Origin of the sequence: Arthrobacter sp. MYb214 (assembly GCF_002979865.1) — a bacterium.
Taxonomy (GTDB): Bacteria; Actinomycetota; Actinomycetes; order Actinomycetales; family Micrococcaceae; genus Glutamicibacter.
On the sequence record NZ_PCPZ01000011.1, the window covers coordinates 19,154 to 41,108 of the forward strand.

Consider the following 21,955-nt stretch of genomic DNA (forward strand, 5'->3'; position numbering starts at 1 on the left):
CTATGGCTCTTCTTCCCTTGCCCACTATTATCGCTCCAGGCATCGGCCTGCTTCGCGCGCAGAACCCTTCTGAAATGACGTTGGACGGGACTAATTCCTATCTGCTGTTCGACCCTGCTGTGGACGAACTTGTTCCTGGAACTCCGGTCGTCCTGATTGATCCGGGCCCTGGGCTCGAGGACCATCTGCAGGCCTTGGCGGCCTTCGACATCCAGCTGGTGCTCGTTACCCATCGGCATGCCGATCACACGGGAGGCATCGATGCGCTCTACGGGATGACCGGTGCGCCGGTGCGTGCCATGCTGGAGCAGTACTGCCGGGATGCCCCGGTCTTCACCGATGGCGAAACGATCAGCGCCGCCGGGGCCAGCATCCAGGTGGTTTTTACCCCTGGCCACACCTCGGACTCGGTGTGCTTCATCCGCCAGGGCGGGGCTGCCCACTTGTTCACCGGGGATACGGTGCTGGGCCGGGGCACCACCATCTTGGAACACCCGGACGGCACATTGGCCGACTACCTGGATTCCTTGCAGCGGCTGCTCGCGCTGCCCGATATGGCTTTGCATCCGGCGCACGGCGAGCAGCATGATTCCTCGCATCCGCTGCTGCAGATGTACATCAAGCATCGGCATGCGCGGCTGGACCAGGTGCGTGCGGCTTTGCAGAAACTCGGCAAGGCCGGGGTCCACACGCAGCCAGCTGAATTGCTGGAGCATGTCTACCCCGACCTCGATGCGCGCTTGGTGGGCGCAGCTACCCATTCCCTGGAAGCCCAATTGCACTATCTGTCAGTGAATCCCTAGCCGGAGCTACTTCGCGGCAGCTGCGTTTTCAGCAGCCTTGACGATGCCTGGAACTACGTTATCCAGTGCCCATTCGATGGACAGCGGCGAAGCCGCGGAGATCGCCAGTGTTGCTTCATCGGTGCCTGGCAGCGCCACGGCATCGTTCTTCGCGGCAGGGATCTGGCCGTAGAGCGGCTGGCCCTTGACGACATCTTCCATGGTGTTGCCCGCAACAGCCGAAGCGAAGACGATGTCCGAATCCCACTCGTTGACCTTTTCCGGCGACACGGTGAAGAAGAAGGTGTCCTTGGCGGCATTCTTCTGCACGTAGTCGGCCTGGGTCATGCCCAGTGCGCTCAGGAAGCGCGGGCGGGTGTCGCCTTCGGAGTAGATGTAGGCGGTATCCGGCGCCGAGAGGTCAGCTGCGATGAAGGTGGTGTCCTTCAGCGCTGGGTTGTCTTCGCCGACCTTGGCCAGCTTGCCTTCGATCTCTTCGATCAGGGCGTCGGCTTCTTCTTCCTTGCCCAGCATCTGGCCGGCAACTTCGGTGACCTGTTCCCAGCTGGTCAGGTAGTTAGGCTCGATGGGGCCAACGACCGGAGCGATTTCCTGCAGCTTCTCGTACTGTTCCTTCTTCAACCCCGAGTATGGAGCGAAGATGACCTGGGGCTTGCTGGCGGCGATGCCGGTGTAGTCGATGTCATCGCCCACCTTGTACTGCACGGGCGCCTTCTCGGAGCCGATGGAAGCGCCCTGCTCTTCCAGAGCGGCGTCCTTCCATGCGGTGGAGTTGTTCTCGTTCATGCCGTAGGTGTCGGTGTCCATGCCGACCGGCACGGTATCCAGAGCCAGCAGGGTATCTGCGTTGACCCACGAGATGGTCGCAATGCGTTCCGGGACTTTTTCGATCGTGGTTTCACCATAGATGTTCTCGATGGTGACCGGAGTGAAGTCTTCTGCGGCCTTGGCTGAAGTGTCAGCCGACGGATCCGCGGAGTTGCTCGACGCGCCGCAGGCGGTCAGGCCCAAGGCGAGGATGGCAGTTGAAGCGGCGAAAATTCCGGCGCGACGTGAATTTTTCATGGGTCGGTGATTCCAGACTATGCGAGGTTCTGTCAACGTTTTGTTTAGCTAGGTTAGGCAAGCCTATCCGGGCCGTATGCCACGATACGCGTTTCTCTGCGCATTACGCAACACGAAACGTCCCTAATCACCGACCCTGAAGTGACCCTAACCAAATCGGGCGGTTTTTTCGGTGGGCTGACCAGAGACTTTATTCTCTAGTTGCTAGCAGCTTCCGCGGATCAGCCACCAAAATTGCTCCCCGCACCAGCAGCAAGCCGAGTAATACGGAGACAATTACCGTGATGACCGTCAGCGGCTTGAGCAGGATGGCGGCCCCGGCCAGGGGCAGCACGAGCACCGTGGAGGCAATGGCGAAACCGATCGAGGCAGCCAGCGCCGGGATCATGATCGATTTGGTGCGCGCGGCATTCATCGTTTCGTAGGGCATGCCCAACCGGTTCAGCCCGCGATACAGCTCAGCGCGATCCAGGGTACTGGCGCTTTGGGAGATCGCCGCCGAAGCGGCCACGCAGATGAAGCTGATCGCCAAGGTCACCAGCACGCCGGTGGTGACATCGGCCGGCACATGCTCCAGCCAGGTGCCCTGATCGAGTTCGCTTCCGGTCAGCTCCATCAAGGCGGCCCCGCTGCCGCCCACCACCGCGACGAACGAAGCCATGGCAACCCCGGATACCTGGCGCCAGGATTCGGCAGGGCTTTCCAGGATCATGCGGGCCGCCAGCAGCTCTTGCGGAGTTCTGGCCTTGCGCAGCTTGGCCTTGCCCACCTTCGCCACCAGATACGGACCGACCAGGTTCATCACCAGCAGGCCGAAGCCGAAACCGCCAACCACCACTGCGATGATCGCGGCGATGGACTGCACGAACTGGCCCATGTTGGAGAACACCATGTACAGCACCAGAATGCCGGCAAGGGTGATCACCGCGCGCAGCCAGCTGGGGGTGGGCACCGTGCTGCGGGTTGCCACCGCCAACGGGGTGATCACCAATTTGCGCAAGCCGGCAGCCGCACTGCCTGCCGAGAGGAGCACGACAGCGACTACTGCTATCGCCAGCACCCACAGCGGCAAATAGATGGCCGAACCGATCGGCGCACCTTGGAACGGAATCAGCGAAGCCAATGGTGCGGCCAGGAGGTAGAGCACGATTCCGGCGAGTGCGCCGGCCAACGCCGTGCCGGCGGCTTGCAGCACGGCCACGAGGCCGATCTGCGCCCCGGTCGCGCCGAGCAAGCGCAAGGACGACAGGGCGCGGTCATTGGACCGCGCGGAGAGCCGGGCAGCGGCCGATCCCAGCACCAGCAATGGGACTACCAGAAGCACCACGGCGAAGGCTGCCAATGGCAGGTACATCCCCTGGGCCGCGGATTCGAAACTGGTAAAGGAGTAGGCGCCTCCCAGCACGATCAGCAGGATCGCGCTGACCATGGCGTAGGCGCTGGCGGTCAGGACCTGTGGTGCCAGCCGGGACTTCGCCGGCCGGCCAAGCATCCATGACAGGTGCAGGATATTCACTTCTGGGCACCGCCATCCACGGTGGCCGATGGGTGCAGGCTGTCGCTGATCAGCTGGCCGTCCTGCAGCTGCACTACACGGTCGCAGCGCGCGGCGACATTGGGATCATGGGTCACCATCACCAGGGATTTTCCGGCACCGACGGTGCATTGCAGCAAGATCTCCAGCACTTCGAAGCCCGTGGTTGAATCCAGCGCGCCGGTAGGTTCATCGGCAAAGACCATCATCGCCCCGGTGACCTGCGCGCGGGCGATGGCTACTCGTTGCTGCTGCCCGCCGGAGAGCTGGCCGATGCGGCGTTGCTCCATTCCTGCCAGGCCCAGTTCTGCCAGGGCGGCCCCGGCACTGGAAATGGCGGCGTTGCGTGGCACCCCGTTGATCATCAAGGCCATGGCCACGTTCTCTTCGGCAGTGAGCTCGGGAATCAGCAGTCCGGATTGGAAGACGAAGCCGAAGGATTCACGGCGCAGCCTGGTGCGCGCCTTATCCTTGAGCCCTTGGATATCCACCGGTGCTCGGCCCGGGATGTTCAGCATGATGCTGCCGGCGTCGGGAAGTTCAATACCGGCCAAGGCGTGCAGCAGCGTGGATTTTCCGGAACCCGAGGGGCCCATGATGGCAAGGGACTGGCCCAGTGAAATCTGCAGATCGACGCCGTTCAGTGCAGTGGTGGAACCGAAGCTGCGGTAGAGTCCGTGAGCGGCGAGTACGGGAGGTTGGCCAAGGGAATTTTCAAGCATGATCCAATGTTTTCAACAAATGGCACCCGCGCACATCAGCACAGGGTTCCAAGTAGCCTCCGGCCAGGCTCATCCCCCGGTAGGAGCAGCCGGCAGCTAGTTCACGACGACAGCAGGAGCAGTAGGCAACAGATGAAGCTGGAACTGTATACGCAACCATTCTGCGCACCGTGCGTGCGCACGCGGCTGGCTGTCGCCCGCGTGCAGGAACTGCTGCCCGCGTTGGAGGTCGAGGAGATCAATGTCGTGGAGCAGGTGGAGCGCGGCGAGGAAATGGGAATCACCAGCACCCCGGTCATTCGGCTATTGCAGGAAGGCACGGAGAAATTCCGTGCCAGCCAGACACCGACTATCAATCAGCTGTTGAGCGCTATCGCTGAAGCCAGCGACTAGTCTCACGCCAGCTCGAAGCCCAAGGTGCACGGTTCTTGCCCATTCATGGGGAAGAATAGGTCAAGTGATTACTGTGCCCGGCGTCCAACATGAATGCTTCGAACGTGTTCTAGCCGACTCTTCCAACCGCATTGAGTGGCTCCGCGCACGGGCCCAGGGCATCACCGCAACGGACGTGGCCAAGTTGTCCACCGAGAAGTCCATCAAGAACGCCGCATGGGACAAGCTATACGGCAATGGCTTCTCCGGCAATCCCTACACCGATCACGGGCGCAAGCGCGAACCGGTCATCGCTGCCTGGGTCCAAGAGAATTTCAATATTTTCCCCTCCTCCCAGCTCTTCCACTCGCAGCATTCGAGACTCCATCTGGCGACTCCCGATGGCTTGGGTTTCGATGCATCGGGAGTTCCGGTTTTGGCTGAAATCAAGACCACCAACAAGCCCTTCAAGAAGATCCCCAAGAGCTACCTGCGCCAGGTGCTCTGGCAGCAGCATGTGATCGGGGCCGAACGCACGTTGTTCGTTTGGGAAGAGCACGATAATTTCGTGCCGGTGCGCGCGGTTCCCGAATACCTTTGGGTGGAACGCGACGATGATTTGATCCAGGATCTCATTGGCAAGGCCGAGTCGCTCATCTCCGCATTGCGCGAAGCGACGGCCCGCCAGGAGCGCTACAACGACTACGGACCCGCTGCGTTGCGGCTCTAAGTCCCCGGAAACGGCAAAAGCCGCTGATCCCAGTTCACAGTACTGGGATCAGCGGCTTCCGTTATGCCGCTAGACCGGGTTGCTTGGAATCATCCGGGGATCCGGCAGGCAATCAGGGTAGTTTTCCACCAGCTCGGCCAGCAGCTTCTCCCGAAGCATATTGCGCAGGTTCCACAGGTCCCCGGCGTTGCGCGCGGATAAATAAATGGTCACTGTTTGCAAGCCGTTTTGCGCGTCGGTCACGAGCAGCTCATTGTCCCGGCCATCCCACCAGTCGGAGGCTTCAAGCAGTTCGCTGCTGCGCTGGCGCAGGTAGGAAATCGGCGCATTGAGCTTCAGCTGCAGTGCTACGTTTCCGGAGATCTCCGTGCTGCGCCGCGACCAGTTCTCAAACGGCGTCGTGGTGAAGTAGGTCGATGGCAGGATCATCCGGCGCCCGTCGATCAGGTGCACCACGACGTAGGAGAGGGTGATCTCCTCTACCGTGCCGCGTTCCCCCTCGACTACCACCGTGTCGTCCACGCGAATCGAGTCGGTAAAGGCCACTTGCAAGCCGGCAAATACGTTCGCCAAGGTTGACTGCACGGCCAGGCCAACGACCACCGAAGCCAGGCCAGCCGAGGCCAACAGGCCGGCGCCCAGCGCCCTGACTTGCTCGATCGTCAGCAGCACCGCGGCGATTGCAATGATGCAGAGCACCGCAACCAGTACCCGTCGCATCAGGCCGACCTGCGTCTGGACCTTGGCCAGCCTGCGCCCTGGACCGAATCTCACCTCGAAGCGTGCCATCATGCCGGTCTCAATCACGCGCACCAGCTTGATGATGAACCAGGTGAGGAAGAAGACCAGAATGATCAGGATGGCGAACTGCCAGGGGTTGTACCAAGTGCGTTCTCGATAGAAGACCGCGAAGGCCGACTTGGCAATAATCGAGGTAACCAGGCCGAAGAACGGGAATCTGGTGGCTTTCACGTCGGCTTCGTCCACGCCGATCCGGCGCAGCACGCGGCGGGCAACGCCGCTGAAAACAAACGCCAGGATTGCGGCTACGAGCGCACCGATGAGCAGGACAACCCAAAATTGCAACGATTCGGGGAGGAAGCTTGAGGCTGTAATGACTTCCTCGACGGTTTCGCCGATGGGTTCAACGGGGGTAGGTGACATGTTTAAAGCATGTCATATGGCGCTAAATAAATGCTGTGTGGAACCTGCCTTCCGCCCTACGGCCCGGGAGTTCTCCGGCTCCATTGCAGAAGCGTCTCAGAGTGGTTCCAATTCTTTTCTGCCCTTGCGCTTGCCGCATTCCAGGCCTTTAGTTGATTCACTGGCAGTCCGCTCTGCCTGCGGGCGCAAACCAAGAGAGACGGTGATCCATATGCGCCACGGAAAAATTGGAATCGTTCTAGGCACGGTGGCGGCAGCCTTGCTCGTGATGACGCCCGCTTCCGCGGCGGCCCCCGCTCCGGCCGCCCTCGCGTCTGCTTCCTGCCCAACGGTTTATTGGGGATCCTTGGCCAAAACCAGCTCCTTGTCCACGCATTCCGCAGTGGAAAATCTTCGGTCCGGACGGCACCTGTGCTTTGACCGGCTGGTCATCGATCTCGCAGGACCAGCTGCCAGCCATTCAGCCAGGTATGTCAGCGAACTGACCGGAATCGGTTCCGGCCTGCAGGTGGACACCACTGGCGGTGCCAACCTGGAAATCCTGGTGCAGGCCCCGGCAACCGAGGATTTCAACCCGGGCGCCGAAGTGAAGACTCTGGGCTACACGACGTTCCGCCAATTGGTGTGGCTGGGCAGCTTTGAAGGCCAAACCAAAGTGGGGCTCTCGACCAGGGCACAGCTGCCCATGCGCGTGTTCGCGCTGCCTGGACCTGGCGACGGTTCACGCTTGGTCATCGATGTTGCGCACCATTGGTAAAGAAGGTTCATTTCCTTGATGCGTTCGCAACTTTTTGCGTGACGTACCACGTAACACCGGGTCAACCTGCTGATTAATGTGCCACCATGCTAAGTATGTCGCGCACATTCTCTTATCAGCAGGTTGATGTCTTTGCACCCACTGCTTTCAACGGCAATGGCCTGGGAGTCGTGTTCAATGCCGACAGCCTGAGCGATGACCAGATGCAGCACTTTGCGCAGTGGATGAATCTTGCGGAAACTGTATTCTTCGTCGAGCCCACTGATGAGGAAGCGGACTACGCCATTCGCATTTTCACCCCGAGCACCGAGCTGCCCTTTGCTGGCCATCCGACGCTGGGCGCGGCTCATGCTTGGCTGGAGTCCGGTGGCGAGGCTGGTCCCGCAGGCCATCTGATCCAGCAATGCGGTGCCGGGCTGATTCCGGTGCGTGTGGAACGGGAAAGCAGCGACCGCCACTCGCGGCGCTTGGCCTTCCTCGCACCCCCGCTGACCAGGTCGGGCCCTTTGGAACCAGATGTCCTGCAATGGGCGATTGCCGGGCTGGGCATTCGCGAAGAAGACGTGGTGGACCACCAGTGGCTGGTCAACGGTCCGCATCCTGCGGGCCTGGTGCTGCGTGACGCCGATATCGTGCTGGGCATCGAACCTGACTATGAGGCGCTGCAGGGATTGGAAGTAGGCGTCATCGGCCCCTACACCGCAGCCAGCGTTTCGCAGAGCGTGTGGCAACCGCGCGGATCGGTCATGCCGCGCGTTTCCGGTACCCGCGAAGAGCTGCGTCCGCTGGACTTCTCTGATTTTGAGCGTTCCGAAGAGCGCTTCCGCAATGTGGTGCTGCAGCCTCCGGCGGACTATGAGGTCCGTGCCTTCATTCCCGGCGAGGCTGTTCCGGAAGACCCTGCCACCGGTTCGCTGAATGCTGCGTTCGGCATCTGGCTGACGCAGACCGGTTATGCACCCCAGCGCTATACCGTGCGCCAGGGCACGCGTTTGGGCCGCGAAGCGATCTTGCATATTGAAGCTACCGAAAAAGGCGTCTGGGTCAGTGGCGATGTCGCCACCCGCATCTCGGGCGATGTGAGTTTCGACTGATTTCCTATGCATAGTTTCGCTATCCGTTCCGCACAGGGCTGATAGGGACTAGCCTTGACAAGTGCCTGAAACTGCGAATCCCGAAACACACTTCGACAAGAAAGCCGCCTGGCGTGCCCTCTGGGCACTGGTCATCGGCTTCTTCATGATCCTGCTGGACACCACGATCGTGTCCACCGCAATGCCCTCCATCATGACGTCGCTGGACGCCGATATCTCCAGCATCTTGTGGGTCAACAGCGCGTACCTGCTCACCTTCGCGGTGCCGCTGCTGGTCACCGGGCGCCTCGGTGACCGCTTCGGTCCGCGCAATATCTACCTCATCGGCATGGTGGTCTTCTCGCTGGCCTCGCTGTGGTGCGGCTTGTCCGATTCCCTCGGCTCGCTGGTGGCGGCGCGCGCCGTCCAGGGCCTTGGCGCTTCGATGATTTCCCCTCAGGCGATGACGCTCATTACCCGCCTCTTCCCTTATCAGCACCGCGGTGCAGCCATGGGCCTATGGGGTGCAGTGGCGGGCATCGCTTCGCTGATCGGTCCGATTGCCGGCGGTCTGCTGGTGGACTCCATCGGCTGGGAATGGATCTTCTTCATCAACTTGCCCATCGCGGTAGTCAGCTTGACCATGGTCTTCAAATTCGTGCCAGCCCTTGAATCCCAAGCGCATTCCTTCGACTGGTTCGGCGTCATCCTTTCGGCGTTGGCCATGTTCTGCTTGGTCTTCGGCATCCAGGAAGGCGATGCCACCAATTGGGAACCATTCATTGGCCCGCTGAATTCGTGGCATCTGATTATCATCGGCGCGGTGCTGATGGGAGCCTTCATCTGGTGGCAGTCCAAGACCACGTCTGAACCGCTGGTTCCGCTGCGATTGTTCAAGGTCCGCAATTTCTCCTTGGCCAATGTCGCGATCACCTTCATGGGCCTGACCATCGCGACCATCGCCTTGCCGATGGTGTTCTTCTTGCAGAATGTCCGAGGCCTGACTCCCACCGAATCCGCGTTGATGATTTCTCCGATGGCTTTCGTGGCGATCTTCCTCGCGCCGCAGCTGGGAAAGAAGGTCAATCAGCTCAGCCCGCGGATCTTGGCCGTGCCCGGGTTCTTCCTGTTTGGCGGTGCCACGGTGGTCTACGCCTTCATGATGCACGCCGATATCCCGCTGTGGATGCTGCTGATTCCTTCAGCGGTTCAAGGCATCGGTTCAGCCATGATCTGGCCATCGCTGTCGCTGGCAGCCACCAAGGACTTGACCGCGCGTGATGCGGGTGCCGGTTCAGGGATTTACAACACCACCCGGCAAATCGGTTCAGTGCTTGGTTCTGCGCTGATCGCGGTGATGATGGATGCCCGCATTTCGGCACAGATCGCGCAGGCAGATTCCAAGGATCCTGCGGTGATCATGGAAGCCACGTCTGTTGGCCTGGGACAGGCACTGATGCTGCCAGGCTTCATCGGCGTGGCTGCTGTGCTCGTTGTAGCGTTCCTCAGCGATGGCAAGAAGGCGCAGCGCCACTAGCCAGAGGCAGCTCTTAACGGAGCCAGCGCCTGGTCCGGGACTCGAAAGTCGCTGGATCAGGCGCTGGCTTCGTGGTCGCTAGACCTTGTCTTCAGGTTCTTCGTTGCTATCGCCGTTCTTGAATTCATCGACCTTCTCGCCGATTTTTTCTTGGGCGTCCGCTGCGAAGTTCTTCACGTTCTCGGTAGCGTCGCCTGCGAAATCCTTCGCGTTTTCGACTGCCTCGCCCAGCTTCTTCTTTGCATCATCTAAGAAACCCATTGGTTCTCCTCTTAGCTTGTAGTTCAAATGTGGCCGCTGAAAACCGCAGTCTCCAAGATCAACTTACGGCTTGCCGAACGTTTTGCTCAAGCGATTCCGTCCGCTTATTTTGCTTTCTTGATCTTCTTGGCGCCCTTGCGGCCAAGAATCAATGCCACAGCGATACCTGCCAGCCATACGTCCTTGGCCAGGGCGGTGCCATCCGCGGTTGGGCGGATGCCGTCGGATTCTGTCATGCCCGGAGTGCGCAGGTAGGAAGCCAGCAGCACACCGGAGAATGCGCCCAGGCCCAAGCCGGCCAGCCGCGATGGGATCAGCGGCAGCAGCAAGGCGCTACCCAGCGAGATCTCGCCGATGGATACGGCCTTGCCGAAAACTGCCGGTTCCAGCTCGGCCAGCTGAGGCACGCCGTTGGCTGCCATCTGCTGCAGGCCTGCGGCGCTGGCTTCATCGATGCGCAACTTGTTGATGCCGCTGTTGAGAATGAACGCACCACTGACCAAACGTAGCGCGGCGTTTGCAATCGAGATTCCCATGGGCCCTCACTTCTCTTTCATTTCGTCCAAGAATGGCGTTCCTGCATGGAACGCCCTGATGTTCAGCGTAGTCATGGGCGCAGTAGTTCACAATCATTTGCGCGGCGCGCATAGCTGAACCCAAGAATTTCCCAGCTTGAATCGTGCTAAATTCGTGAATCATGATCGCTTCTTCCGCAGTACCCCCAGCAGCCCTTGATCTACTCATTACCCAGGGCTTCGATGCCACCAGCGTCGACGAGCTGGCAGCTGCCGCTGGCATTTCCCGTTCCACTTTCTTCCGCCGTTTCGGGTCGAAAGAGAATATGGTCTTCGCCGACCAGGAAATGATCATTACACACGTCGAGACCACGCTGGCCGCCTCGTCGGTTGATGCAATCACTACGCTCATCGATGCCGCGCATGTGGTTTTCGACCAGTACACGGTCAACCCCGAAGGAGCCCAGCTGCGCCACAAGCTGCTCTCCTCGGTGCCGTCGCTGCGAGAGCGCGAGCTGGTCTCCACTCACCGCTACGAACGGGCGTTTTACGGGTTCCTGAACCGTCGCGATTTGGCAAAGAGCGCCACGGAGAAGTCGCTGTGCCTGGGCGTTAGCGCTGGCCTGGTTGCGATCCACAACGATCATTTGCGCAGCTGGCTGAAAGACGCGCAAAGCACGGACCGCACCAAGCTGGCCAACGATGTGCGCCAGTTCCTGAACCGCTTCGCAGATCTGCTCGACCCCGGACAGGCAGCGACTGCCACCAAGCCGGCGGCCCCCAGCGTGGTGGTTTCCGTCTTGGATACCGGCGCCGATGAGCAGGCGATTCTCCAGGCCGTCTCCCGCGCGCTCAAAGAGCACGGAAAATAATCGATTCCACCCAACTTCTGAAACCAAGTTTCTTGACATGGCACTGCGTTCCACTAGTCTAGGAGTGAAGCTTTTTTCACCGTAGCTATTAGGAGCATCTGAAATGTCCCAGCTGGAGACCGGTTTTGAATTTCCCGCCGGCGTTGTCGAACCCGAATACGACCTGTGGTCCGGAGACGTCAATATCGATCCGACCGGAATCTTCGCCGAAGTAGGCGAAGCGGACAACGCGTGGCGAGCCAAGGCCCGCGCATTCATCCTCGACGAGGTCAAGGACGACATCCACGAGTACTGGGACAAGGCCGACTACCCGCTGCATCTGCTCAAGAAGCTCGGCGATGCGGATCTGCTGCGCGATGGCCTGAACCTGGAAGGCTACGAGGAAATGAGCCCGCTGGCTGCCGGCTTGGTCAACATGGAAATGGCCCGTGGCGACGGTTCGGTCTCCACCATTGTTGGCGTCCAGGGCGGTCTGGCTCTGCGCTCCGTGCTGTACTGCGGCAATGCCCAGCAGATCAAGAAGTACGCCATCCCCATGCTGCGCGGCGAACTTCCAGGCGCCTTCGCGCTGACTGAACCAACTCATGGTTCCGACTCGGTTTCGCTGGAAACCCGTGCCACCAAGGTCGAGGGCGGATACCGCCTGAGCGGTGAAAAGAAATGGATCGGCAACGGCTCGGTCGGCGGCGTGAGCATCGTTTGGGCCCGCGACGACGAAGGCAAGGTCCGCGGATTCATCGTGCACCAGGATGCCGAAGGCTACAAGGCCACCACCATCGAAAACAAGCTCTCCCTGCGCGCTATCTGGCAGGCGCATATCCGCATGGAGAACGTCTTCGTTCCGGACCACGATGTGATGCCCGAAGCCAAGAGCTTCAAGGACACCTCGCGCGTCCTGTTCGCCACCCGGCTGGGTGTCGCCTGGTCTGCCGTGGGCCACGCGACCGCTTGCTACGAGTCGGCCGTGAGCTACGCCGAGCAGCGCGTGCAGTTCGGTCGTCCGCTTGCCGCCAGCCAGATCGTCCAGGAGCGCCTGGCCCGCATGCAGTCCGAACTGGCTACTATCCAGGTTCTGGTCATGCAGGCGACCAAGCGCGAAACTTCCGGTGAGCTGACCGGCCCGCAGGCGTCGCTGGCCAAGTACACCGCTACCCGCACCGCACGCGCCATCGCAGCGAACGCCCGCGACCTGCTCGGCGGCAACGGCATCCTGACCAGCAACCGCGTGGCCCGCCATTTCGCCGATGTGGAAGCAATCCACACCTATGAAGGCACCGAAACCGTGCAGGCCTTGATCATGGGCCGCGACATCACCGGCTTCTCAGCGTTCGCCTAGAACCTGGGCGCCGGAAAGCACGCCGGGACCTGGCTCGTTCTTCCGGGCCCCGGCCCCGGCGTGCTTTTGCCTACTGCCGGCCCAATCGGTTCTTGGTCTTTGCCGTTGCCACGTGGTCCCATGGATTCTCCGGCCAAGGATGCTTCGGGTAGCGCCCGCGCATTTCAGAACGCACCTGGGCGTAGGGCCCATTGAAGAAGCTAACCAGGTCATCGGTCACCGCCAGCGGCCGGCCACCGGGCGAAAGCAAGTGGAACTGGACGGCAAGCTTGCCCTTGACCAGCCGCGGCGACTCATCGAGCCCGAAGCATTCTTGCAATTTCACGGCGACGACCGCTGGACCGGTTTCACCGACCTCGGGATAGGCCACGGAAATCCTTGATCCCGAAGGCACCTGGAGCCGTTCGGGCACCAGCGAATCAAAATCATGGGCATGCTCCCACGGCAGCAAGGTCCGCAATGCCGAATACAGGTCAACCTTGGCCGCGTTCTTGCCGGCGGCTACCTGCCGCAAGACCGGCTGCAGCCAGTTGCCCGCCGAGGCAATCAGGGCCTGGTCATCCACCGCTGCAAAGGGTTCGCCCAGCAGGCGATGGGCCACGGCCATTCGCCGGCGCAAGGCATCAAACTTTTCATGGGTGCCGAAGAAGGCTATCCCCTGCGTAGCTATGGCGCTGGCAACAGCCTGCATGCCCAGCTCTGCGGTGGCCTTGACCGGATGGGCCGCCAGCTCGATCTCGCCGAAGCTCTCGATCTGGCGAGCGGTGATCCTGCCGTCAACCAGCTCCGCCACTTCGCGCTTCTGGTGCATCTGCGGCAACAGGTCGACGGCAGTGCCAAGTTCGATGCCAACGGCCCGTCGGATCACCGCCTTGGATCCGGCACGGGAGACTTCGGCGACCGCAAGAAATTCCTCATGCATCAGCTGGCTGCCGCGTGGCAAGGTTGCCCGGGTCCCCGAAGCCAACAGGTATTCCTCCTGGCCGACCTTGCGCGCAATCCATTGCGGGTACGCCAAAGCGCACACGCCTGCCAGGGCCGCAGCTGCCGGTGCAGGCTGCCGCCCGGTGCGGTTTTCCGCAGTGCCCAGGAGCTTTTCCAGGCGCTGCGCTTCATGCTTCCAGGCACGGTGCGCCGGATGCGAACTCCGGCGCACCGCGGCAAGCAATTCATTCAGGTCCGCACTGGCAATGCGTTCCGAGCTGGCCATCAATGCGACAGCATCCGAGGCAGCCCGGGTGCCGAAAATCCGGCTGCCTTCGAGCAACGCGCGGGCGGCACGCGGGTCTGCTGGAACCTTCATCATCTGCTCGCCCAGGGCGGTGATCTGCCCGGTGCCGTCAACCGCGTCCAGGCTGCGCAGGATCTGCTCATCGCTGGCCATGGCGCTAGCCGGCGGCGCTTCCCACATGGCCAGCCCCTCGCCACGCGGGGTCCCCCATGCCGCGAGCGACAAGCCGGCGGCGACCAGGTCGCCGGTGCGGATTTCCGGTGTGGAGTGCGCCGGGGCGGCGGCAAAGGACTTGGGGTCCAAGGTCCGCACCACCTTGCCCGGCCCGAGTCGTCCTGCCCGGCCCGCCCGCTGGGTGGCCGCGGAACGGCTGGCCACCACGGTCATCAACCCCGAGAAACCACGCGAGCTGTCTCGGCGCGGCTCGCGGGCGTAGCCGGCGTCCACCACCAGATGAACGCGCGGCACGGTCACCGACGATTCGGCAATGGAGGTGGAGACGATGATCCGCGGGGCGCTGCCAGCCTCCGGCTCACTGAGGATCCGGTCTTGTTCCTTGGAAGAGATCTGCGAGTGCAAGGCCAGGACTTGCACTCCGGAGGCAGAAATCTGCGAGCAGACGCGGTCGACTTCCCGTACCCCGGGGACGAACACCAAGGTGTCCACCGGGGTTGCGCTTGCTGCGTTGGCTGCCGCGCTGTGGCGTACCGCGACGGCGGCAACGTGGCGCAGGTAGTCATCGTTCAGCCCGCGTTCGGTGTTCCGGATTCCGGCGAAGCTGTCGAAAGCTTCTTGCACGGCAAACTGCGCGGTGTGGGCGCTGAGCACTGGAGCGGCCTGGCCACGGGCCAGCAGCGCCGAGAGTTCCCCGGCGTGCAAGGTGGCACTCATCAGGATCAGCGACAGGTCATCACGCAATTCGCTGACCTGGTTGGCCATCGCCAGCAACAAATCCGTATCGATTGACCGCTCGTGGACCTCATCAATGATCACCGCGCTCACACCGGCAAGATCCGGATCGGCCAGCAACCTGCGCAGCATCAGGCCTGCGGTCACGAATTCCACGCGGGTCTGCGCCGAAGCTTGCCGTTCCCCGCGCACGGCGAAGCCAACGCGCTGGCCCAGAACCGATCCATCAAGCTGGGCGAGGCGACGGGCAGCGGCCCGGGCTGCGACACGGCGTGGCTGGGTCACGATGATCTTGCCAGCCAGTCCTGCCTGGTCCAGGGCGTTGGCTACCGTGGGTGGAACTATCGTCGTCTTGCCGGATCCCGGTGGCGCCTGGATCACCAACGGCTGGGCAGGATTAGCCGCCAAGGATTCATGGAGTTCCTCCCTGCTGGGACCGAAAGCCAGCCCTGAAGCAATCCTGTTCAGGTCGAAGCGGGCCGAACTCATGCTTGGCGTCCATCCCAGAAGGACTCGATGGCCTCGACCACAGGTTCAATCGGGAACAGGGTGCTGCCGTGGGTTCGCCCCGGCAAGGCCACCATGCGCGCATTGGGCAAGGTGCGGACCATGATCTTGTTCTGGTCGAAGCGCGGCTGGTCCCGGGTGCCGATCAGCAGCAAGGTCGGGATTCTGATCTTCGCCAGCTCGGACAGGTTGGTGTTCTGCAGGGTCTCGGCGGCCTCGTAGTAGGCAGCCAGGGCCAGCGGGTCGTTGGACTTGAAGGCCATGCGGGTTGCTGGATCCAGGCGTCCATTCTTTTCTTGCCCGGTGACGAATCCTTCGATGTCGCCATTGCGCAGGACCTCGAGGTAGCCGGGGAAGAAGAGCTTCCCGATTTCGCCGGGGGTAATTTCGTAGGTGCCGCCGAGCATGATCAGCGAGATCACCTGCTCTGGGTGGTGCATGGCAATGTGCAGCCCGGTGCGTGCACCAAAAGAGTAGCCGACAATGTGAATACGTCCGATGCCCAGGTGATCCATCACCGCGCGGATATCGCCGGCCACCTTGTCCATGGTGTAGTCGGCTACGTCATGGGATTTGGCCGACTTGCCATGCCCGCGCAGGTCCATGCGGATGGTGCGGTGCCCCTGGCCCAACGCCTTGGTGTAGCCGAGCCCTCTCCAGATGGACCGGGACAGGGCGGAGCCATGGAGGAACAGAATCGGCTCCCCGGCAGCCCCGTCATCGTCAAAGAAGATTTCGGAACCATCTGCGGGATTATTGATCATCGGCATGCCTTCGATTAAATCCTGTATTGACGGTGAAGGCGAAATCAGCGTTTGCCGCCGCCCTCGACATCCGCGGCTAATAGGTGAACACTGAAGACACAGGGTCCAGCCATCCGCAGGAAGTGGCCCACGGAAGTTGGGAGGAAGATCATGCCTGAACAATCAGCTGCTGGGCAGCCCGGTGGCGCTGAAGAGGAAAAGCTGCGACTGGCCGCAGAAGAAAAGAAGCGCCATGACGAGCACGATGAAGCTCTCGTCGAAGAGTGGGAAGACGAATCATTCCCGGCTTCGGATCCGCCCTCGAATTATTAGCAAAAGCATTTTCCCAAGAGACCGCACACCTCGCATTCAGCTACTTTCAAGTTTCAGCTCCTAGTGTGGTTATTACCTTCTCAAGGTGCGAGTGATCTAGATGAACCGATCCGCACAGGCGTTACCTCCTTGGCCTGGCGGGTCGGTGCTTCATTTAATCCCAATCCACGAAACCATTACGCACACAGCGGATTCACCTTTGCGCTATTTATTTAGTTCAGGCTCTGGCCTATTGTGGAAACTGACGTCAAATCGATTTCCGCTCGCCAGCGCTTGACCTGGCAGAAAGGTGCCTCGTGGAATACGAACGCCTCCCGTCCATCCCGGAACTGCACCGTCCCTACACTGCTGCCGCAGACCGCTATGCGCACTTCGGCTACCGCCGCGTTGGCGACTCCGGCCTGCGCCTGCCCCCGCTGTGCCTGGGACTGTGGTGGAATTTCGGCGATAACCGTCCATTCGATTCCCAGCGCGAGATCCTGCGCCACGCTTTCGATAACGGCATCAACCACTTCGATCTGGCCAACAACTATGGTCCTCCGGCAGGTTCAGCCGAAGAGAACTTCGGCCGCATGATGGAAAAGGACTTCAAGCCCTACCGCAACGAGCTGGTCATCTCCTCCAAGGCCGGCTACGACATGTGGCCAGGCCCGCACGGCACCTTCGGCTCGCGCAAGTACCTGCTGGCCTCCTGCGAAGCATCGCTGACGAAGATGAATCTGGACTACGTGGACATCTTCTATTCGCACCGTTTCGATCCGAATACTCCTCTGGAAGAAACCATCGGCGCTTTGGATACCCTGGTTCGCCAGGGCAAGGCTACCTACGTGGGCATCTCCTCGTACTCGGCAGAACGCACCGCCGAGGCTGCCGCTATCGCCAAGGACCTGGGAACCCCGCTGGTAATCCATCAGCCTTCCTACAACATCCTGAACCCGTGGGTAGAGCACGGCCTGCTGCAAACCCTGGAAAAGGAACGCATGGGCACCATTGCTTTCACCCCGCTGGCCCAGGGCCTGCTCACCGATAAGTACCTGGAAACCACTGATGTGGTCCGCCAAGGCGGACGCCGTTCGCTCGAAGCCCAGCTGACCGATCAGAACCTGGCCAAGGTCCGCAGCCTGAACGAGGTTGCGCAGACGCGCGGGCAGTCGCTGGCGCAGATGGCCCTGGCCTGGTTGCTGCGCGATGGCGCGGCAACCTCGGTATTGATCGGCGCCTCGTCCACCAAGCAGCTCGACGAGAACTTGGGCGCGCTGGACAACCTTGAGTTCTCCGACGCGGAATTGGCCCAGATTGCCAAGATCGCCCAGGGCGATGCCGGAATCGACTGGTGGCGTTCTTCCGCTATCGGCTAGTAATCCACTGATCACACAGGTAATACCTGTGTTCTTGAGCCGCGGTTTCCGAGACAAGTCTTGGAAACCGCGGCTTTTTCATTCGCTTCCGTCTGCAACTTCCACTCAAGCCAAATACCTGCTGTTCCTTGGTGGCTGAATGTTGTTTCTGCGGATAAGCTCGGAGTAGACGCAATATGAAGTGAATTACATTCATTTATTGCGTGGAGTCCGCTAGCGTTAGATCCACACGGCTTACGCTGACCACTTTTGTGCATACGACAGGAGCATTGATGAGCGCCCCAACCTACAAGGTCTTGAACCCGGCAACCGGTGAAGTCGTCGAGGAATTCGCCGCGGCCACCGATGAGCAAGTCGAACAGGCGCTGGCTGCCGCGCAGAGCGCCTACGAATCATGGCAGGACGTTGACATCAACGAACGCGCCAAGATTGTTTCCAAGGTAGGCACGCTCTTCGCCGAGCGCGCAGCAGAACTCGGCAGGATCATGACCACCGAAATGGGCAAGCCATTGTCCGAGGCCGTGGGCGAAGCTGAATTCTGCCAGGAGATCTTCGAGTACTTCGCCACCGAGGGACCAGCCTTGGCAGCGGACCAGGAGATCAAGTCCTTCTCCGGCGGCAAGGCCGTCGTTCAGAAGCGCCCGGTTGGCCCGCTGCTGGGCATCATGCCGTGGAACTTCCCGCTGTACCAGGTAGCGCGCTTCGCGGCACCTAACCTGATGCTGGGCAACACCATCATCTTGAAGCATGCCGAGTCCTGCCCGCGTTCAGCACTGGCCATCCAGGAAATCATGGATGAGGCTGGAGTACCGGCCGGCGTCTACAACAACCTCTTCGCCACCCACGACCAGATCTCCACCATCATCGCCGATTCCAGGATCCAGGGTGTTTCCTTGACCGGCTCGGAGCGCGCTGGCGCCATTATCGGCGAGCAGGCCGGCCGCAACCTGAAGAAGGCCGTACTGGAGCTGGGCGGCTCGGATCCATTTGTTGTCCTGGACTCCGATGACGTACCGGGCATCGTGGATACCGCTTGGGGCTACCGCATCGACAACACCGGCCAGGCCTGCAACTCGAACAAGCGCATGATCGTCATGGAAGACATCTATGACGAGTTCGTTTCCGAACTGACCAAGCGTGCCGAAGGCCTGCAGCCTGGCGACCCGATGGCGGAAGCCGAAGGCACCTTCGCTCCGCTGTCCTCCCGCAAGGCGGCAGAGTCCCTGCACGAGCAGGTCCAGGACGCCGTGGCCAAGGGCGCTACCCTGCACGCCGGCGGCGTGCTGCACGACGGCCCTTCGGCCTACTACTCCCCTGCGGTGCTCACCGGCATCACCAAGGAGATGCGTGCCTACTACGAGGAGCTCTTCGGCCCGGTAGCAGTGGTCTACAAGGTATCCAGCGACGAGGAAGCCACTGAGCTGGCCAACGACACCATTTACGGCTTGGGCGGTTCGGTGCACTCCACCGACGTCGAGCGTGCCTCCAGGGTGGCTCAGAAGCTGCAGTCCGGCATGACCAACGTGAATGCAGCCAGCGCAGAGGGTGCAGAAATGCCGTTTGGCGGCGTGAAGCGTTCGGGCTTCGGCCGCGAGCTTGGCCCGCTGGGCATGGACGAATTCGTGAACAAGCGCCTGTTCTACGTAGGCGAATAATCTGGATAGGCCCGCAACGGCTGCCTGAACTAAGAGATACATAAATTTAGGGGCGAACCAAAACGGTTCGCCCCTAAGTTTATTTTCTAGTGCTTCTTCTCCTAGGCGTTGGAAGAGACTTTCTCGCCTGATCCCACGCCAACTTCGTTCTGTTCGGAGACCGTCAGCGACGGCTTCTTCGCACGGAACCGACCCCTCCACAACGCTGAGAACCAGCGCTGAATCGTCAACCAGGTCGCGCTAGACACCAGCACGGCGTCTGCGGAAGCCATAATTCCTGAGAAGAAAGGCAGGCCCATAACAACTGCGATGCCGATATGCATCCCAAGAATAGTAATCAGCGCAATTCTCCGGCTGATCTTATGGAACAGCATGAATGGGAATGCAATTTGAGCAAGCACTGTCACATAGGTGATCAAGGCAACGATCCACGAATTCGTAGTGATCAAATCACTAAGCCAAGGGAAGACACCATACGCCTCGGAACTAACCGGGTAGTACATAGCTGTACCGTTTTGCCAAAGAGTGCCTTGAACCTTGTACAGCCCAGCTTCAAGATAGACAATACAAAGTTGGGCTACGACCAGGCATAATGCAAGGTTGTGCAGCACCGTAACGGCTTCGAATTCTTTCTTCGTTTTCCTCGCGCGTTTACGTAGCCAAGAATCGACAGACCAGTGCTTGGACAAGTCAGCAAAAATCAGATAGATCAGCATGATACGGATGAAATAATTTCCGCCATCCGAAACCGGCGTATTCTGTGCGTTAATCGCCGTATAAAAAATGAAGAAGAGCGGCGTGACGAATCTAGTTTGCCAACCAACTACAAATGCGATTGCCAACACGATGGCCATCACGTACCAAAAGACGAAGAACCCGAGTCCCGCGTCACGCAGAATATCCAAAGGCCACTGGTACCCAAGTACAGAACGGTAGGGTTCAAGGTACTCGGAACCAGGTCCCCAGATCTTAGCTGCGACTGGTATGTTGGCAATTAACCAACCCAGAATGAAGAGTCCCGACGACATGCGCATGACTGCAAGACCGTATGGTGCATGCCGGTTTTCGGTAAACCACCCGTAGACCCAGTTCAGTGCTTTGGGGACGAAATCGCGATTCTTAGAAATCCATTCGCTGATCGAAGGAGCACTGCTTGTTTCACGTTTCAGCTCCATACCGACACCGCCGCTTGACTAAATTCCTTGGTATCTCGCCATCCGATGTAGGTTTCGCGAGGTTTTGTTGTTGCGTTCTCATCGCTCCGCTGAGCAAACGGAACAATTGGTTCACGTCGGAGCTTAATTTCCACCATTGATGCTCCGCCCCACTGTTCTATTGCGTAGAGTGACGCGAATCCGACGGCCGTATCTTCCATACGTTTATAGGCTCGAAGATTGCTCAATTCTGTTGCAGAATACTTCTCGCGGGCCTCCGCTGAGTTGAGTTCCACACCAAAAACGGGCGTTCCCTGAATAAAGGGTCTAGAGATTTCCGCTCGAGAATCCGCAGTCAAATCCGAAGCCGCACTCCATAGCCGTCCGTGAATAGATTTAGATTGTTTTGTCTCACGATTGGCAAACATGTTGCCGGCACGGCTTTCCATTTCTTCGGCCGTAACGTCGCGCCACTCTGAGAATTTCGCACCATGTTGGCTACCCTTGGCACAAATTTCCGCGCTAGAAAGACATACACGCATTGTGAAATATTCATCTTGCGAATAGGGCCCAGGAGCAAAAAGGCTCCAGCCTTGATCTAACGGCCCTAGAAAATACTTGTTCAATTCGGGCTGTAATGATGACTTGATGGGTGTTGAAGGACCCGTGAACGCCAATGTGGCTCCGATATGCCCTAACGCGGCTACACTCGCAATTAAAAGCACCAACACTGTAAACAGCTTGGGCTTGGTTTTCTGTTGCCTCATCAGGCTATTGTCTCCAAATTCTTCGACACCCGTGAATTGTTGCAAAGACTACTTGAAAGCGAAATGGGAGGGGCACCGTTTAGATGCCCCTCCTATTTCAAATTACTGCAGTTCGACTATGCTGAACGCTTTCGCGCGAAGACAGCCACACCAGCTCCGAGCAGTACAAGTGCTAGTGCACCTGCACTGATCCAGAGGGCTCCGTTAGAACCGGTATCCGCAAGGCGATCCTTCTTGGAGTCATCTTTCTGGGATCCCTTAGAGTCATCCGACTTAGAGTCCGAGTTATCTGAGGTGTTTGCATCCGTGTTGGCACCGGCGTTCGCATCAGCGTTATCCGCAGTGTTCGCATCGGTGTTCGCATCGGTGTTCGCATCGGTGTTCGCATCGGTGTTCGCATCAGCGTTATCCGCAGTGTTCACATCGGTGTTCGCATCGGTGTTCGCATCAGCGTTATCCGCAGTGTTCACATCGGTGTTCGCATCGGTGTTCGCATCAGCGTTATCCGCAGTGTTCACATCGGTGTTCGCATCGGTGTTCGCATCAGCGTTATCCGC

General features: G+C 60.0%; 22 protein-coding genes. 11 read left to right on the forward strand and 11 right to left on the reverse strand.

Annotated features, from left to right (window positions below):
- The first annotated feature begins 2 nt into the window (after nucleotides 1-2).
- Entirely contained in the window at nucleotides 3-803 is an 801-nt protein-coding gene (locus CQ012_RS17130; RefSeq protein ID WP_105659087.1) for an MBL fold metallo-hydrolase, read from the forward strand.
- Between the two features lie 6 nt (nucleotides 804-809).
- Here the strand turns inward: CQ012_RS17130 and CQ012_RS17135 are convergent, their stop codons facing one another.
- From CQ012_RS17135 to CQ012_RS17145, 3 genes are all read right to left on the reverse strand, one after another.
- On the reverse strand, nucleotides 810-1,868 hold the full coding sequence (locus tag CQ012_RS17135) for an ABC transporter substrate-binding protein (protein ID WP_105659088.1): 1,059 nt from the start codon (nucleotides 1,866-1,868) through the stop codon (nucleotides 810-812).
- Nucleotides 1,869-2,058: 190 nt separating this feature from the next.
- Nucleotides 2,059-3,384 (reverse strand): FtsX-like permease family protein, encoded by a 1,326-nt coding sequence (locus CQ012_RS17140; RefSeq protein WP_105659089.1) that lies wholly within the window; start codon nucleotides 3,382-3,384, stop codon nucleotides 2,059-2,061.
- Entirely contained in the window at nucleotides 3,381-4,124 is a 744-nt protein-coding gene (locus CQ012_RS17145) for an ABC transporter ATP-binding protein (protein WP_105662723.1), read from the reverse strand. Before CQ012_RS17145 ends, CQ012_RS17140 begins: the two co-directional genes overlap by 4 nt.
- Before the next feature lie 132 nt (nucleotides 4,125-4,256).
- On the opposite strand from CQ012_RS17145, the gene CQ012_RS17150 reads away from it, so the two are divergent.
- Nucleotides 4,257-4,517: a glutaredoxin family protein gene (locus CQ012_RS17150; protein WP_105659091.1), complete on the forward strand. Its 261-nt coding sequence runs from the start codon at nucleotides 4,257-4,259 to the stop codon at nucleotides 4,515-4,517.
- A 64-nt stretch (nucleotides 4,518-4,581) separates the two neighbouring features.
- A complete protein-coding gene (locus CQ012_RS17155) occupies nucleotides 4,582-5,226 on the forward strand; it encodes a YqaJ viral recombinase family protein (protein WP_286134416.1) in 645 nt (214 codons plus the stop codon).
- A gap of 69 nt (nucleotides 5,227-5,295) precedes the next feature.
- On the opposite strand, the gene CQ012_RS17160 is transcribed toward CQ012_RS17155, so the two are convergent.
- A complete protein-coding gene (locus tag CQ012_RS17160) occupies nucleotides 5,296-6,390 on the reverse strand; it encodes a mechanosensitive ion channel family protein (protein ID WP_105659092.1) in 1,095 nt (364 codons plus the stop codon).
- Nucleotides 6,391-6,658: 268 nt separating this feature from the next.
- Between CQ012_RS17160 and CQ012_RS17165 the strand changes: the two genes are divergently transcribed.
- The 3 genes from CQ012_RS17165 (at nucleotide 6,659) to CQ012_RS17175 (ending at nucleotide 9,757) form a co-directional block, all read left to right on the forward strand.
- Nucleotides 6,659-7,147, forward strand: coding sequence for an AMIN-like domain-containing (lipo)protein (locus CQ012_RS17165; protein WP_105659106.1), 489 nt, complete (start codon nucleotides 6,659-6,661; stop codon nucleotides 7,145-7,147).
- A 95-nt stretch (nucleotides 7,148-7,242) separates the two neighbouring features.
- A complete protein-coding gene (locus CQ012_RS17170) occupies nucleotides 7,243-8,241 on the forward strand; it encodes a PhzF family phenazine biosynthesis protein (protein WP_286134418.1) in 999 nt (332 codons plus the stop codon).
- A 61-nt stretch (nucleotides 8,242-8,302) separates the two neighbouring features.
- Nucleotides 8,303-9,757, forward strand: a complete 1,455-nt coding sequence (locus CQ012_RS17175) for a DHA2 family efflux MFS transporter permease subunit (RefSeq protein WP_105659094.1) — start codon at nucleotides 8,303-8,305, stop codon at nucleotides 9,755-9,757.
- 78 nt (nucleotides 9,758-9,835) lie between these two features.
- Here the strand turns inward: CQ012_RS17175 and CQ012_RS17180 are convergent, their stop codons facing one another.
- Nucleotides 9,836-10,018, reverse strand: a complete 183-nt coding sequence (locus CQ012_RS17180) for a hypothetical protein (RefSeq protein ID WP_105662724.1) — start codon at nucleotides 10,016-10,018, stop codon at nucleotides 9,836-9,838.
- Nucleotides 10,019-10,122: 104 nt separating this feature from the next.
- The gene (locus tag CQ012_RS17185; RefSeq protein ID WP_105659096.1) at nucleotides 10,123-10,554 is read right to left on the reverse strand and encodes a DoxX family membrane protein; all 432 of its coding nucleotides are present in this window, start codon (nucleotides 10,552-10,554) and stop codon (nucleotides 10,123-10,125) included.
- Between the two features lie 161 nt (nucleotides 10,555-10,715).
- On the opposite strand from CQ012_RS17185, the gene CQ012_RS17190 reads away from it, so the two are divergent.
- Nucleotides 10,716-11,405, forward strand: coding sequence for a TetR/AcrR family transcriptional regulator (locus CQ012_RS17190; protein ID WP_105659097.1), 690 nt, complete (start codon nucleotides 10,716-10,718; stop codon nucleotides 11,403-11,405).
- A 103-nt stretch (nucleotides 11,406-11,508) separates the two neighbouring features.
- The gene (locus tag CQ012_RS17195) at nucleotides 11,509-12,741 is read left to right on the forward strand and encodes an acyl-CoA dehydrogenase family protein (protein WP_105662725.1); all 1,233 of its coding nucleotides are present in this window, start codon (nucleotides 11,509-11,511) and stop codon (nucleotides 12,739-12,741) included.
- A 70-nt stretch (nucleotides 12,742-12,811) separates the two neighbouring features.
- On the opposite strand, the gene hrpB is transcribed toward CQ012_RS17195, so the two are convergent.
- Nucleotides 12,812-15,370 carry an ATP-dependent helicase HrpB gene (gene hrpB, locus CQ012_RS17200; protein WP_105662726.1) on the reverse strand — a complete coding sequence of 853 codons (2,559 nt, stop codon included), beginning with the start codon at nucleotides 15,368-15,370 and terminating at the stop codon, nucleotides 12,812-12,814.
- On the reverse strand, nucleotides 15,367-16,152 hold the full coding sequence (locus tag CQ012_RS17205) for an alpha/beta fold hydrolase (RefSeq protein WP_105662728.1): 786 nt from the start codon (nucleotides 16,150-16,152) through the stop codon (nucleotides 15,367-15,369). The genes hrpB and CQ012_RS17205 overlap by 4 nt, the downstream gene beginning before the upstream one ends.
- A gap of 150 nt (nucleotides 16,153-16,302) precedes the next feature.
- On the opposite strand from CQ012_RS17205, the gene CQ012_RS17715 reads away from it, so the two are divergent.
- The 3 genes from CQ012_RS17715 to CQ012_RS17215 all read left to right on the forward strand — a co-directional run bounded on the left by CQ012_RS17715 (nucleotide 16,303) and on the right by CQ012_RS17215 (nucleotide 19,477).
- Nucleotides 16,303-16,464 (forward strand): hypothetical protein, encoded by a 162-nt coding sequence (locus CQ012_RS17715; protein ID WP_166650864.1) that lies wholly within the window; start codon nucleotides 16,303-16,305, stop codon nucleotides 16,462-16,464.
- 296 nt (nucleotides 16,465-16,760) lie between these two features.
- A complete protein-coding gene (gene mgrA, locus CQ012_RS17210; RefSeq protein ID WP_105662727.1) occupies nucleotides 16,761-17,822 on the forward strand; it encodes an L-glyceraldehyde 3-phosphate reductase in 1,062 nt (353 codons plus the stop codon).
- Nucleotides 17,823-18,094: 272 nt separating this feature from the next.
- The gene (locus tag CQ012_RS17215) at nucleotides 18,095-19,477 is read left to right on the forward strand and encodes an NAD-dependent succinate-semialdehyde dehydrogenase (RefSeq protein WP_105659101.1); all 1,383 of its coding nucleotides are present in this window, start codon (nucleotides 18,095-18,097) and stop codon (nucleotides 19,475-19,477) included.
- Between the two features lie 101 nt (nucleotides 19,478-19,578).
- Here CQ012_RS17215 and CQ012_RS17220 read toward each other — a convergent pair whose 3' ends face one another.
- The 3 genes from CQ012_RS17220 to CQ012_RS17225 all read right to left on the reverse strand — a co-directional run.
- Nucleotides 19,579-20,652 (reverse strand): HTTM domain-containing protein, encoded by a 1,074-nt coding sequence (locus tag CQ012_RS17220; RefSeq protein WP_105659102.1) that lies wholly within the window; start codon nucleotides 20,650-20,652, stop codon nucleotides 19,579-19,581.
- Entirely contained in the window at nucleotides 20,643-21,398 is a 756-nt protein-coding gene (locus tag CQ012_RS17515; RefSeq protein WP_146112342.1) for a DUF5819 family protein, read from the reverse strand. Before CQ012_RS17515 ends, CQ012_RS17220 begins: the two co-directional genes overlap by 10 nt.
- 116 nt (nucleotides 21,399-21,514) lie before the next feature.
- Nucleotides 21,515-21,955: LPXTG cell wall anchor domain-containing protein (locus CQ012_RS17225; protein ID WP_146112988.1), on the reverse strand; the 441-nt coding region annotated here is incomplete at its 5' end.

Coding starts and splice junctions, on each gene's coding strand:
- CQ012_RS17130 (WP_105659087.1), top strand. CDS start 3: ATGGCTCTTCTTCCCTTGCCCACTATTATCGCTCCAGGCATCGGCCTG.
- CQ012_RS17135 (WP_105659088.1), bottom strand. CDS start 1,868: ATGAAAAATTCACGTCGCGCCGGAATTTTCGCCGCTTCAACTGCCATC.
- CQ012_RS17145 (WP_105662723.1), bottom strand. CDS start 4,124: ATGCTTGAAAATTCCCTTGGCCAACCTCCCGTACTCGCCGCTCACGGA.
- CQ012_RS17150 (WP_105659091.1), top strand. CDS start 4,257: ATGAAGCTGGAACTGTATACGCAACCATTCTGCGCACCGTGCGTGCGC.
- CQ012_RS17160 (WP_105659092.1), bottom strand. CDS start 6,390: ATGTCACCTACCCCCGTTGAACCCATCGGCGAAACCGTCGAGGAAGTC.
- CQ012_RS17165 (WP_105659106.1), top strand. CDS start 6,659: ATGACGCCCGCTTCCGCGGCGGCCCCCGCTCCGGCCGCCCTCGCGTCT.
- CQ012_RS17170 (WP_286134418.1), top strand. CDS start 7,243: ATGTCGCGCACATTCTCTTATCAGCAGGTTGATGTCTTTGCACCCACT.
- CQ012_RS17180 (WP_105662724.1), bottom strand. CDS start 10,018: ATGGGTTTCTTAGATGATGCAAAGAAGAAGCTGGGCGAGGCAGTCGAA.
- CQ012_RS17185 (WP_105659096.1), bottom strand. CDS start 10,554: ATGGGAATCTCGATTGCAAACGCCGCGCTACGTTTGGTCAGTGGTGCG.
- CQ012_RS17190 (WP_105659097.1), top strand. CDS start 10,716: ATGATCGCTTCTTCCGCAGTACCCCCAGCAGCCCTTGATCTACTCATT.
- CQ012_RS17195 (WP_105662725.1), top strand. CDS start 11,509: ATGTCCCAGCTGGAGACCGGTTTTGAATTTCCCGCCGGCGTTGTCGAA.
- hrpB (WP_105662726.1), bottom strand. CDS start 15,370: ATGAGTTCGGCCCGCTTCGACCTGAACAGGATTGCTTCAGGGCTGGCT.
- CQ012_RS17205 (WP_105662728.1), bottom strand. CDS start 16,152: ATGATCAATAATCCCGCAGATGGTTCCGAAATCTTCTTTGACGATGAC.
- CQ012_RS17715 (WP_166650864.1), top strand. CDS start 16,303: ATGCCTGAACAATCAGCTGCTGGGCAGCCCGGTGGCGCTGAAGAGGAA.
- CQ012_RS17215 (WP_105659101.1), top strand. CDS start 18,095: ATGAGCGCCCCAACCTACAAGGTCTTGAACCCGGCAACCGGTGAAGTC.
- CQ012_RS17220 (WP_105659102.1), bottom strand. CDS start 20,652: ATGGAGCTGAAACGTGAAACAAGCAGTGCTCCTTCGATCAGCGAATGG.
- CQ012_RS17515 (WP_146112342.1), bottom strand. CDS start 21,398: ATGAGGCAACAGAAAACCAAGCCCAAGCTGTTTACAGTGTTGGTGCTT.